General features: G+C 67.9%; 11 protein-coding genes. 3 read left to right on the top strand and 8 right to left on the bottom strand.

Annotated elements, in window-relative coordinates; all coding sequences use genetic code 11:
- The first annotated feature begins 43 nt into the window (after positions 1 to 43).
- Complete coding sequence (locus BR39_RS0111595; RefSeq protein ID WP_029911609.1) at positions 44 to 1,195, top strand: cysteine desulfurase family protein; 1,152 nt, start codon at positions 44 to 46, stop codon at positions 1,193 to 1,195.
- 163 nt (positions 1,196 to 1,358) lie between these two features.
- Entirely contained in the window at positions 1,359 to 2,840 is a 1,482-nt protein-coding gene (locus BR39_RS0111600; protein ID WP_156035712.1) for a hypothetical protein, read from the top strand.
- A 191-nt stretch (positions 2,841 to 3,031) separates the two neighbouring features.
- On the opposite strand, the gene BR39_RS0111605 is transcribed toward BR39_RS0111600, so the two are convergent.
- Positions 3,032 to 3,949 (bottom strand): HEPN domain-containing protein, encoded by a 918-nt coding sequence (locus BR39_RS0111605; RefSeq protein ID WP_231499440.1) that lies wholly within the window; start codon positions 3,947 to 3,949, stop codon positions 3,032 to 3,034.
- Positions 3,950 to 4,166: 217 nt separating this feature from the next.
- On the opposite strand from BR39_RS0111605, the gene BR39_RS26140 reads away from it, so the two are divergent.
- On the top strand, positions 4,167 to 5,099 hold the full coding sequence (locus tag BR39_RS26140; protein WP_081916692.1) for a LysR family transcriptional regulator: 933 nt from the start codon (positions 4,167 to 4,169) through the stop codon (positions 5,097 to 5,099).
- Between the two features lie 7 nt (positions 5,100 to 5,106).
- Here BR39_RS26140 and BR39_RS0111620 read toward each other — a convergent pair whose 3' ends face one another.
- From BR39_RS0111620 to trbE, 7 genes are read right to left on the bottom strand one after another with little or no spacing between them, the layout of a single operon-like run.
- A complete protein-coding gene (locus BR39_RS0111620; protein WP_035018302.1) occupies positions 5,107 to 6,279 on the bottom strand; it encodes a TrbI/VirB10 family protein in 1,173 nt (390 codons plus the stop codon).
- Entirely contained in the window at positions 6,276 to 7,133 is an 858-nt protein-coding gene (gene trbG / locus BR39_RS0111625; RefSeq protein WP_051695467.1) for a P-type conjugative transfer protein TrbG, read from the bottom strand. The genes BR39_RS0111620 and trbG overlap by 4 nt, the downstream gene beginning before the upstream one ends.
- Positions 7,130 to 7,813, bottom strand: a complete 684-nt coding sequence (gene trbF, locus BR39_RS0111630; RefSeq protein WP_029911629.1) for a conjugal transfer protein TrbF — start codon at positions 7,811 to 7,813, stop codon at positions 7,130 to 7,132. Before trbF ends, trbG begins: the two co-directional genes overlap by 4 nt.
- Positions 7,813 to 9,072, bottom strand: coding sequence for a P-type conjugative transfer protein TrbL (gene trbL / locus BR39_RS0111635; RefSeq protein WP_029911632.1), 1,260 nt, complete (start codon positions 9,070 to 9,072; stop codon positions 7,813 to 7,815). The genes trbF and trbL overlap by 1 nt, the downstream gene beginning before the upstream one ends.
- Positions 9,072 to 9,323 carry a putative entry exclusion protein TrbK-alt gene (gene trbK-alt, locus BR39_RS0111640; RefSeq protein ID WP_051695469.1) on the bottom strand — a complete coding sequence of 84 codons (252 nt, stop codon included), beginning with the start codon at positions 9,321 to 9,323 and terminating at the stop codon, positions 9,072 to 9,074. Before trbK-alt ends, trbL begins: the two co-directional genes overlap by 1 nt.
- Positions 9,324 to 9,337: 14 nt before the next feature.
- Positions 9,338 to 10,084, bottom strand: a complete 747-nt coding sequence (trbJ, locus tag BR39_RS0111645; RefSeq protein WP_029911638.1) for a P-type conjugative transfer protein TrbJ — start codon at positions 10,082 to 10,084, stop codon at positions 9,338 to 9,340.
- Positions 10,081 to 12,498, bottom strand: coding sequence for a conjugal transfer protein TrbE (trbE, locus tag BR39_RS0111650; protein ID WP_029911641.1), 2,418 nt, complete (start codon positions 12,496 to 12,498; stop codon positions 10,081 to 10,083). The genes trbJ and trbE overlap by 4 nt, the downstream gene beginning before the upstream one ends.
- Position 12,499 lies beyond the last annotated feature (1 nt).

Here is a 12,499-nt window from a genome sequence, read left to right on the forward strand (position 1 = left end):
ATGTCAATCTTTCCTGGCGACCGTCACCAGGGCGGATCGCAAGATGACAGACGACCAAAGCGTCTATTTGGACTACCAAGCCTCGACCCCGCTTGACGAACGAGTGCGCGCGCTGGTGACGTCAATATCGGACGCATGCGTTGCGAACCCGCACGCGGAAGATCATGCCGCAGGTTGGCGAGCTCGCGCGGTCATAGAGGAGGCGCGCCGGCAGGTCGCCGATTCGATTGGTGCGGATCCCGATGAGGTCATCTTCACTTCCGGGGCGACCGAGGCTGACAACCTCGGTGTCCTCGGCGCTGCGCTGGGCGCTCCCAAGGAGCGGAAGCGGATTCTTGTCAGCGCCATTGAGCACAAGGCGGTGCTGGAGTGCGCCCACGGGGCGGAACCGTTTGGGTACTCGGTCGAGATTATCCCCGTAACGTCTTGCGGGGTTGTCGATCTCCAATGGTTGGCGTCCGCCGTTCGGGACGACGTTGCAGTGATCTCCGTCATGGCGGTCAACAACGAGATCGGAACGATTCAACCCGTCGAAGCAGTTGCGGACATTGGATCGAGAGCAGGGGCCTTCGTACACACCGACGCCAGTCAGGCGCCGGCCGCGATGGGTGTCGATGTCGTCGCTTGGGGCGTCGACGCTGCTAGCTTCTCCAGCCACAAGGTCTACGGGCCTAAGGGCGTAGGGGCTTTCTATCTTTCGGCCTCCGCGTCTTGGCGACCCCGTCCTTTGATGTTCGGCGGGGGGCAAGAGGCTGGCCTTCGGCCCGGCACGCTTCCCACCGAACTCTGCGCTGGCTTCGGCCTCGCCCTGTCGCTGATGTCGACTGAGGAGCATGTCCGAACTGCGCAGCTGCGCGATCATCTTTTAGGGCTGCTGTCCACGACGATCCCGAGGTTGGTGGCGACTTGTCTGGACGCGCCGCGGCATCCCGGATGTCTACATCTGCGATTCGAGGGAGTGGACGCCAAGGATCTCATGACGCGACTGCAGCCCAAGCTCAGCGCTTCCACTGGATCAGCCTGTACATCCGGCCATATGAGAACCTCCCACGTTCTTCAAGCTATCGGTCTGAGCGACGAGCAGGCGGCCGAGGGGGTGCGGCTGTCCCTCGGGCGCTTTACCTCCACCAGTGATATCGATCGAGCCGTAGCGCTTTTGGCTGAGGCGGTAGCCGACGCTCGGCGGCAAGCCTGACTGCAAATTCTTGTGGAGCGTCAAGCAGCGGCTCGAAGGTGCGGATGACAAGCCAACTGTGCTTATCAAGTCGCGCGTTTTCTTCGCTTTGCCTGGATAATTCCTTTAGCCTCGGATCGCGTTCAACCTAGGAGCGCTCTTTTTTGAACGCTGGAGGGGCCGGGTGGAGTTCGTAAACTGGTCATCCATCGTACGCGGCATCGCAAACAGCCGGTCCGGCAAGGCGAAGTTCTTCAAGCCGGTCTGTGTGATTGCCGCTTTAGATCTTGCCGATGAGGGATCCATCGACCCGGACGATGTCAAAGCGCAAGCGATCCTGGATCGCTTTTCTAAATACATCACGCCGTTCCACAGTGAGCGGGGGCAAGATGGCTACCAGCCGCTTTGGCATTTATCGAACAATCAACTCTGGACATTCTTCGATGGCGATCGGCCGCTGACGTCGAGGGACTTTTCGGATGGAAGGCCGCGCTCGAAAGCCAGGCTATTCAGTCGCTTTGATAAGCTGGCTATCCGAAAAGAGGTTCGGAGATTATGGGACTCGCAATCTGACCGACGTCAGCTGCGGGAGGCTATGCTGTTGATGCTCAGCAAAAGTGACGATGACAGTCGTCGCCTCGTCCAGCCTCTCTTCAATCCCAAGCACCTGCTCGAAGAGCGGCTTTGGCCCACCCAGGAGGCTTTGGCTGACTACTTCGCGAAATTAACAAACCAGCTTTCGCTCTTCGACCAGCAATCTGAGCCTCCTGCGGCTGACCGACTGGCCTCTGCTACGGAGAAGTCGCAACAGGCGTCCGATCTCGGTGGGCTTCAGTTTGCAGCGATTGAGAATGTGCCGAGCGCCATCGATTATCTTTGGTCGAACGGTCGTATCGTAGTTGGGCCCAACCAGGCCAGCATTCCGGCCTTTCCTTTCGCGACCTCGGAGCGCGAACACCGGCAGCGCCTAGAGGCGTGCGCCATGCTCTCGGACGACTTAATCCGCCAGCTTGATAGGCAGCGGTGGCAGGTTCGAGAGGACTATCGGCTTGAGATTCAGCGCTATGTCGACCGACTACCGAAAGGCGCAGACAACGACAACATTCTCCTTTCTGACGCTGCGGCTCGGGTGCTCAGGGAGCTGTTTGCAGCGGAACAATCCATTCTCCCAGGCCCCTTCGCAGCAGCGCTCAAGGTCTTGCTGCAACAGCACATCGCCCTCAGGCCATTTTACCCGGAATTAAATACCTTCTATCGCGCGGTCCAAACCGGGCGGATTGATGAGCCGCTTCCACTCGATGCGGTGGACAACATTAAAGCTATTGTCCTAGGTCAAACCCCGGCCGTGTTCGATGCCAGCGTGTCTATCGCCATCGGCGAAACGTCAGCTCCCGAGACGGTCGTCGCAGCTGTCGAGATCGAAGATGCGAATGCCGAAGAGACAATTTCACCGCCACCAGACCCGATAGGCGAGCTCGATCAGGCGAAGGCTCACGATTTCCAAATCGCGGGAATTCTAAACCGGCTGTGGAAAGTCCTAAGCGCGGGTGAAAAGGTTCGATCGACCGCCGAGGCATGGATCCAAACTTACCACTCCATGAGTGGTCCTATGAAGCAGATCCTCGAGTGGCTTCAGCATGCACTTAATCGTGGCGACGCTCCTTAATCCGTCTCATTAAGGCGCAGTTTGAACCGCTGCCGTCACATGATATTATTCTCCCATTGGAGAAGAATTACGGGTGCCTCTCGCCTGTACACGACTGCCGGAGCGGCCGCTGTAAGCGGCCTGGCGCTGAAGGCAGTCAACAATCTCATCGACAAGCGCATCGTCGATGTCGCGCGGCCTTCCGAGGGGGACTAAGCCGCTGCCTTTCGGAGTGTCTCGACGCGCTCGAGCGCTACCGCCTCTACCGCCATTTGCAGCTCGCCGACCCGGGTCTCGAGCCAGCCCAGATGCTCCTCTGAGATCTCGTAGTGATCTGAATAGCGGGCTTCTACGTAGGCGCGGCGGATCAGATCAAAGCCCTGGCGCTCGAACTTGCTGGTCCTTGGCCAGATGCCGATCAGGCGGCTGTCCAGTTCCTCGGCCCGGTCACGTAGCAGGTTCAATCGGTGCGTCTTCGAGCTGTAGAGCGTCAGAGTCAGGATCAGGCCGTGGTAGAACTTCTCGGCCGCTTGATGGAGCAGGAACGCTGCTTCCTTCGGGCTCCCGTCCGATCGAGCAAACTTGGCCAACCGACAGAAGCTGCCACCACTCCTAAGCCATTCGTCTGAATAGGCCTTTGTCTGGGCATAGGCATCGCGCGGAGAAAGCGTCTGCGGCTGGGAAAACTCAAAGCCGTCTTCCTCGAAAAGCGTGATCCCGTCTCTCAGGATGTCCGTAAAAAAGTAGCGGCCGAGGCGAAGCTGCTCGTTCACGTCGTCGAGGCTGTGGACCACGAAGCTCGGCTGGGTGCGAAGCGTCTCTCCGGAGGCCAGCTCTTCCAGGAAGCGCGCGTCGGGCTTGGCCCAGAACTCCTCCAGGTCGGTCAGGTCCTCGTGGTTCACGACCACAAGGATGTCGTAGTCGGAGAAATATCGGCCCTTGGGATCCTCGACCCAGTCGCCGCGCGCATAGCTGCCGAACAGGATGATCTTCAGGAGCTTGGCGTTGCGGAACCGGGGCATGGTGCGCCGGCTAGTCGCCTCGGCGAACCCCTCGCGCAGGACCTGGACCACGAACGCCAGTTCCTTGCGTTTGCCGGCGGGCAGGTGGTCGAGCGAGGTCTTCATCATCGGTCCAGCCGCCAGATCACGCGAATCGCCGTCACGGCCGCGGCCGCCGTGAGGCTCGAAGGAAAGGCCAGTTCGCCAGCCAGGAAAAGAGTCTAGGCCGCAAAGGCCGTCCAGCACAGATATTGCGCGTATATTCGTTCTATAGAGTAGCCGGGCGTGCTTCGCCGCGCTTGCGTAGGGGGCGGCCCCGTCACGGCCGCGCCAGTCGCGTTTCCCCTTGACCCCGATCGCCTCCCAGATCGCAGATTTCCGCCCGTCCGCCGGCGGCGCGGTGGCCCAGGCTGGCCTGGGCCTGCATCAGCTGCGTTACGTTCTGGCGGCGGCCGAACAGGGCGGGTTTCGACGGGCGGCGCGGCGGCTGGGTGTCCAGCAGTCGGCCGTCTCACGCCGGATCCGCGAACTTGAGGACCGCCTCGGAACGCCCATCTTCGAAAGAGGCCCGTCGGGCGTGAGCCTGACCCAGGCGGGCCATGACTTCGTGACCCGCGCCCAGGGCGCGGTCGCCGCGCTTGACCAGGCCGTTGAACGCATGGCCGACGAGACCGGGCGCCAAGAGCACGTGCTGCGGATCGGCGTCGTCGGCGCGGTCGGGCCGGGACGCCTTGCGGTCCTGCTGCGACGGCTGCTGGCGCGCGATCCCGGCCTGTTGCTGGATCTGGTGGAAGGCTCGGCGGAAGATCACTTGGCCGAACTGGCCCAAGGCCGGCTCGACGTCGGCTTCCTGCCCTGCGAACCCGCCAAGCTCGATGGCCGACCCGCATGGCGGGAGCGCCTGCTGGTAGCCTTGCCCGTCGATCATCCCCTGGCGCGGCGATCAAGCCTGCGCTGGCGGGACTTGGTCGGCTTGCGCCTGATGGTGTCGGGCCAGGACCTAGGCGCCGCACGGTCTCGGATCGAGCGTGCGCGACGCGGGGGATGCGAACTGGATCTGGTCACACAGGCCAGCTGCGCGGCGACCGTCCTACGTCTGGTAGTGCTGGGACAGGGGCTGGCCGTGATGTCCGAAAGTAGCGCGATGACTTGCGAAGGGATCGTCTATCGCCCCCTCTGGCGCGAGATGTCGACCTGTAACGTGGTCATCGGGCGCCGGCGCGAGAAGCGCGCCCTTCGGCGGCTTCTGGCCTTGCTTGATCCGGGATCGGCCGCCTAGCTGGTATTCAGGGCGCGGCGTCGAACACCACGTCGCGGGTGACCAGGATCGTGACGGGCAGGCCCGCCCGCAGGGTGAGCGTCGGCTGCACGTCGAGCTGGCGGCGCACCACTTGCTGCCCCGTCTGGCTTACCGTCTCCTGGACGCCCCGGCGCAGGGCCCGGGCGATGTCGCCGTCGTCGTCCGACCCGAGTTCGACGCCGACGCCGAGCAGGCTCGAGAGCAGGGCGGCCTTGCCCACGGCGCCCCAGTGGGCGTCGACGCCGTCCGTCAGGCCCGAACGGCCTGCGGCGTCCGCGCCGACGAGCCGGTCGAGGTCGAGCGACCGACCGTCCGGGAAGACGATGCGGTCCCAGGCCAGCAGCACGCGTCGTTGGCCGAACGTCACCCGAGCATCGTAGGTGCCGAGCAGCTTGGAGCCCTGCGGGATCAGGACCACGCGCCCGGTGAGGCTGTCGTAGATGTTGCGCGTCACCTGGGCCGAGACCGGGCCGGGGAGATCGGAGCTGACCGCCGTGACCAGGGCGGCGGTGATGACGGTGTGGGCCTGCAGCAGCAGCTTGCCGGCCGGCGGGGTGACGCGAAAGGCGCTGGTCGCCGGCGTGGCGCGCGGCCGCTCGATGAAGGCGCGCTTGGCGGCTTGCTCCCCGGGCTCGGCCGCGGCGGTCGGGGCGTCGGACGCCGGCGTGACGGCGACGGCCTGGGCGAGCGAGGCCTGCGACGGCGCGGCCGTGCGCGCCGCACCGGTGAACAGGCTGCTCGTCCGCGCCGCGTCCAGCATCTGGCGGCGCGCTTGACGCGCCTGGGCCTCGGCCGGATCGGGCGGCGGCGTGGGACCCATGGCCGGCGGAGGAACCGATACGCCGCGATCCCGGGCCGAAACGATCGGCCGGCCGAGGTCCCCGGGAAGCGGTGGTCCGAGCTTCGGCACCTCGCCGTAGGTCTTGGGCGCGTCGGCCATGGCCGCCGGCGGCGGGCGTGTCTCGGGGTCTTCCGGCGCGGGTTCCGGCGCGCGCACGGACGGCGCGTGGAGCGCCAGCATCAGCGCCCCGCCGCCGGCGGCGGCGGCGACCGTGCAGAGCGTCAGCACCATTGCTCGCGACAGGCGCGCCACGCGCGGCGGGGCGGCTCGGAGACGCACCGCCTCCTTGGCCGGATTGTCGGGCGGCGCCCCGCTCATGGCCGGGCGTCCGCGATCCGGGTGATCCGCACGCGGCGCTCCGAACGCTTGTCGCCCAGACGCAGCTCGGCGCGGTCGAAGAGGCGATCGGCGACCATCCGCCCATCGACCAGCCGATAGTTGACCAGTTCGGTGCGGCCGGCCGCGTCGAGCACGAAGAGTGGCGGCAAGTCGCCAGCGGCCACGCCGGGCGGAAAGACGATCACCACCTGGCGTCCGTCGTCGAACACCTGCGTCGGTCGCCAGCGGGGCCGGTCCCCACTGAGCCTGTAGCCGAAGTTCAAGGCGGCGATGTCGAGGCCCGGCGGCGCGGCGGGCGGGCTCGGCGCGAGCGGCTTCGCCGGCTTGCTCAGCGCGATCAGGGCATCCTGCGGATAGGTCCAGGCCACCGAGGCCATGTAGGTGGCCGCGCTCGAGCGCAGTTCGACATAGTAGGTTCGCCGGTCGGTATTGATCACCAGGTTGGTGGCCAGGTTCGAGTCCGTCGGCTTGACCAGGATATGCACGCGCCGATGCTCACCCGCGCCGCTTTCGGTGTCGCCGAGGATCCAGCGGGTGGTGTCGCCGGCCGCGATCGGGCCGGGCCCGGCCAGTTGCTCGCCCGCCTGCAGGACCAGGTCCGTCACTCGACCCGGGGCGGCGTAGACTTGGTAGAGCCCGCCTTCGCTCCACGCGAACCGCTGCACGGCGCCCTGGAAGGTGTCGAGCGTGGGTTGGACCCTCGCGGCGGCGTTGGCCGCCAAGACCGGCGCGACGGGGTCGCGAGGCTTGGGACCGGCCAGGGCCGGCCCGCCGAAGCCTTGGACGAGGATTGCCGCGGTCAGGGCGTGGTGGGTGAACGGGCGGCGGCTCATGGGACCATCTCCTTGGACCAGTCGATCGCTTTGACGTAGACGCCGAGCGGGTTCTTCCGCAGTTGCTCGGGACCGCGGGCGCGTTGGGCGGCCAGGGTCAGGATGCTGGCCCAGCGCTCGGTGGCGACCAGGGCGCCGTCCTGGTAGCGACGCTCGACCCAGGCGACACGGAAGCTGTCGGGCGTGGCGCGGATGACGCTGGAGACCTCGACCGAAACCTGGATCTTGCCGACCAGGCCGAACGGGTCGTTAGCCTGGGCGTAGGCGTCCAGCGCCCGAGCGCCCTCGGCATTGGTAAAGTCGTAGGCCCGCAGCCAGTTCTGGCGCACCACGATTGGATCGGACGACACCGACCGCACCTCCTCGATGAACCGCTGCAGCCGGGCGGCGATCATGGCGTCGGTCGGACGAAACGCCGCGTCGGCGGGGCCCACCACCCGAACCTCGCCGAGCTTGTCGACCTCCACCACCCAGGGCGTGATCTGGCCGCGCGCTCCCTGCCAGACGAGGCCGCCCGTCAAGGCCGCGATGGCGGTCGACTGGAACAGGGCCAGCAGCCACATCCTTCGTCCCGTCACCGCGACCTGTCCGACGCGGTCATCCCACTGCTGCCGCGCACGGCGATAAGGCGTGTCAGGTTCGGGCGTATGGCCGTAGCGAACCTCGGGGCGTCTGAACATCAATCCCGTCCTTCCGAAAGATCCACCGACGCGCCCCCGCCGCCCTGGCCCGACGACGCGGCGTGGGCCGCCGCCGAGGCGCCGTGGCTGACCGCCTGGCCTTGCTTCATGCGCTGGGCCCAGGCCGGGGGGTGACCGTCGGCTGCCGGCGGAGGAGCTGCTTGCCCGGCGCTGCCGCCGGCATACTGCTGACGCGCCGCCTCGAACCGCGAGCGCAGGTCGCTTGCGGCCTTGCGCAGCGGGCTGGCGGCGGCGCCGGCCGCGGCCTTGGTGACACCGGCCGCGCCGCCGCTCTGCGCGCCGCCGACCGCGCCGCCGGCCAGAGTCGCGGCCCCACGTGCGGCGCCGGCGACGAGACCAGCCGCGCCACCGGCGGCCATGCCCGCGAGGGCCCCGCCGGCCATCAGGGCGCCGCCAGCGGCCGCGGTGGCGCCGACTGCGGCGCCGGCGCTCAGTTGCGGTCCGCCCGACACCAGGCCGTTGGCGATGCCCGGCGCGAAGAAACCCAGGCCCAGCAGGCAGACGGCCGCCAGCACGACGGCGAGGGCTTCCTCGATCGTCGGCTGGGCGCCGGCGAACCCGGCGGTGAACTGTTCGAACAGCGTCGAGCCGATCCCGATCACCACGGCCAGGACCATGACCTTGATGCCCGAGGCCACGACGGCGCCCAGCACCCGCTCGGCCAGGAACGCGGTCTTGCCGAACAGGCCCCACGGCATCAGCACGAAGCCGCAGAGCGTCGTCAGCTTGAACTCGATCAGGGTGACGAAGAGCTGCACCGCCAGGACGAAGAAACTCAGCACCACGATGAGCCAGGCGATCAGCAGCACCGCGATCTGGATGAAGTTCTCGAAGAAGGCGACGTAGCCCATCAGGCCCGAAATGCTCTCCAGAAGCGGTCGGCCGGCGTCGATGCCGGCCTGGCCGATCCGCCCCGGCCGCAGGAGATCGGCGACGGTGAAGCCGGTTCCCGACGCCTTCAGGCCTAGGCCCGCGAAGCTCTCGAAGATGATCCGGGCCAGGGTGTTCCAGTTGCCGATCAGGTAGGCGAAGGCCCCCACGAACAGCGTCTTGCGGATCAGGCGGGCGACGACGTCCTCGCCTTCGCCTAGGCTCCAGAACAGCGCCGCCAGGGTGACGTCGATCACGATCAGCGTGGTAGCGATGAAGGCGACCTCGCCGCCGAGCAGGCCAAAGCCCGAGTCGATGTAGGACGTGAAGACGCCCAGGAAACGGTCGACGACGCCGGGCCCTTCCATCAGCGGCGCTCCCCGGCAGGCGCGCGCACGCCCAGGAACCGCGCCCGCTGTTCGGCCCAGGCCTTCAGGCAGCCGGCGTCCTGGGCGCCGGCCGCGCCGAGCGCCTGGCAGCGGGCGAGCTCGGCCCGGGTCGGATCGACCTGGGCCGGCGGCGCGGGTGGCGCGGCGAGCGGCGGGGCCGGATGGCGCCGGGCCTGGAAGGCGGCGAGCAGGATCGCCAGCGCGGCCAGGCCCACGGCCGCCAGACGCAAAGCGAGGTTCCCGCTCACGGTTGGTTGAACATCTTGGCCGAGCCGGGCTGATAGCCCGCGCCCGGCGTCAGGAAGCGCCGCAGCTGTTCGCGCGCCTGGTCCTGGGCGGCGGCGCGCTGGGCCGCTTCCAGTGTCTGCGCGCGCCCCGAGGCCGCAAGCAGGGTCACGAGATCGGAGAGCTGCTGGGACTGCAACGCCAGGAGCTGGTTGCCGGCCTGGGCGGCCTGCAGGGCGCCGTTCGCCGACTGGCTGGCCGAGACGAGCTGGCTCATCTGGGTCCGGGCGCCGTCGAGGTTGCCCACCACCCCGGCCTGGATCTTCAGGGCGTCCTGGAACGCCGCGACGCTGTTGGCCCAGCGGGTGCGGGCGTCCGTCACCAGCCCCAGGTCGGAGGCGGTCAGGTCGGCCGGGCGATAGGCCGCCTGGAAGGCCGCCTCGATGTCGGTGACCCGCAGGGCCAAGCCCTTGGCCTGGTCGACCAGGGCCCGCGTCTGCTGGAGTTGCGCCTGCAGGCCTTCGAGCGCCGAATAGGGCAGGGTCGCGAGGTTGCGCGCCTCGTTGACCAGCGACTGGGCCTGGTTCTGCAGCGCGGTGATCTGGTTGTTGATCTGCTGCAGGGCCCGCGTCGCGGTCAGCAGGTTCTGGGCGTAGTTGGTGGGATCGAAGACCGTGAACTGGGCCCGCGCCGGATCGGCGGCGGCCAGGGGCGAGAGGACGAACGCTGCGCCCAGAAGGGCGCGCCGGTGCAGGCGAGGGATCATCGGGAAGACTCCGAGGGGAGGCTGGCGAGAAGGTCGGCGGCCCAGTCGAGGCCGCGGTGGCGCAGCCAGGCGTCGGCGAAGCCTTCCGGCCCGGCGGCGTCGAGCACGCGGGTGATGGCGGCTTGGTCCTGCTTGGACGAGGCGGCGGCGAAGGCCAGGGCGACCTCGCCCAGCCCCAGGTCGAACAAGCGGTCGCCGATCGGTGACTGGCAGTAGTAGTCGCGCTTGGGCGTGGCCCGGGCGAGGATCTCCACCTGCCGCGCGTTGAGGCCGAAGCCGGCGTAGATCGCGGCGATCTGAGGCTCCAGCGCCCGGGCGTTCGGCAGGAAGATCCGGGTCGGGCAGCTTTCGATGATGGCCGGCGCGATCGTGCTGCCCACGATGTCGGCAAGGGACTGCGTGGCGAACACCACGCTGGCGTTCTTTTTGCGCAGGGTCTTCAGCCACTCGCGCAGCTGGGCGGCGAAGGCTGCGTCGTCGAGCGCCAGCCAGCCCTCGTCGATGATGACCAGGGTCGGACGCCCATCCAGGCGGCCCTCGATCCGGTGAAAGAGATATTCCAGCACCGCCGGGGCGCCCGCAGAGCCCATCAGCCCCTCGGTCTCGAAGGCCTGCACCGTTTCATCGCCGAGCGTCTCGTGCTCGGCGTCGAGCAGGCGACCGGCCGCGCCGCCGACGCAATACGGGCGAAGCGCCGCCTTCAGGACATTGGACTGCAGGAGGGCGGCCAGGCCGCTGAGCGTGCGCTCCTGGACCGGCGCGGTGGCCAGGGCGCCCAGCGCCGACCACAGATGGTCGCGCAGCGCCGGCGTCGGGGTCACGCCTTCGCGCTCCAGGAGGGCGATCAGCCAGCCGGCCGCCCAGGCACGCTCGGTCGGGTCGTCGATCCCGGCCAGGGGCTGCAGGGCCGGCGAGCCGGCGCCGCCCAGGTCGTGCCAGTCGCCGCCCATGGCGAGCACCGCCGCGCGCATCGAGCCGCCGAAGTCGAACGGGAAGATCTGGGCGTCCGCGTAGCGCCGGAAGGACAGCGCCATCATCGCCAGGAGCACGGACTTGCCGCCGCCGGTCTGGCCCACGACCAGGCAATGGCCGACGTCGCCGACATGCAGGCAGAACCGGTAGGGCGTGACCCCGTCGGTCCGGGCGTGGAACAGGGGCGGGCCGGCCAGGTGCTCGTCGCGTTCGGGGCCGGCCCACACCGCAGACAACGGCATCATGTGGGCCAGGTTGATCGTCGAGATCGGCGGTTGGCGGACGTTGGCGTACACCTGCCCGGGCAGGCTGCCGAACCAAGCTTCGACCGCGTTGACCGTTTCGGGGATCACGGTGAAGTCGCGGCCCTGAATGGCCTTCTCGACCATTCGCAGCTTTTCGGTCGCGGCGGCCGGATCTTGATCCCAGACCACGACCGTCGTGGTGACGAAGGCCTGGGCGACGTCGTCGGCGCCGAGGTCCTGCAGCGCCGCGTCGGCGTCGGCGGCCTTGTTGGCGGCGTCGGAGTCCAACAGCGCCGAGGCCTCGTTGGTCATCACCTCCTTGAGGATGGCGGCGACCGACTTGCGCTTGGCAAACCACTGGCGGCGGATACGCGACAGCAGCTTCACCGCGTCGATCTTGTCGAGCATCAGCGCGCGGGTGGACCAGCGGTATGGGAAGGCCAGGCGATTGAGGTCGTCGAGGATCCCGGGGAAGGTCGCGGTGGGAAAGCCGATGACCGTCAGGACCCGGATGTGCTGGTCGCCCAGGCGCGGTTCGAGCCCGCCGGCCAGGCCCTGCGTGGCCAGCAGCACGTCGAGATGGATCGGGGTCTCGGGGACGCGCACGGCCTGGCGTGTCGACGACACCGCGCCGTGGAGGAACGAAAGGGTCTGCTCGTCGTCGAGCCAAGCCGCCTGGGGCATGAACGTCTCGACGAGCTGGAGCACTCGGTCGGTCCGCTGGACGAAACCCTTGGTCTGTTCCCAGGCGTCCACGCCGCTGCGGGCCCGCCCCTCGATCATCAGCCCTTCGAACCGGGCCGCTTCCTCGGCCGGCGGGCGCCAGACGAAGGTCAGGTAGTAGCGGCTCTCGAAATGGACCCCGGCCTCGGCGAACTGCTCGCGGCGCTCCAGGTCGACGAGCGCGGAGGCAGGATCGGGAAAGTCGCTCGCCGGATAGCCCACGGCCGGATCGCGCCGGGCCTCGACAAACAGCGCCCAGCCCGAGCCCAGCCGCCGCAGCGCGTTGTTGAGCCGCGCCGTTGTCGCCACGAGTTCGGCGGGGGTGGCGCTGTCGAGGTCGGGGCCGCGAAACCGCGCGGTCCGCTGCAGGCTGCCGTCCTTGTTCAGGACGACGCCTGGCGCGACCAGGGCGGCCCAGGGCAGGAAGTCGGCCAGGAGCGGCGTGGGGTCGCCGTAGGCGCGCAGCGACATCATC

The organism is Caulobacter sp. UNC358MFTsu5.1 (genome assembly GCF_000712075.1).
Lineage (GTDB): Bacteria > Pseudomonadota > Alphaproteobacteria > Caulobacterales > Caulobacteraceae > Caulobacter.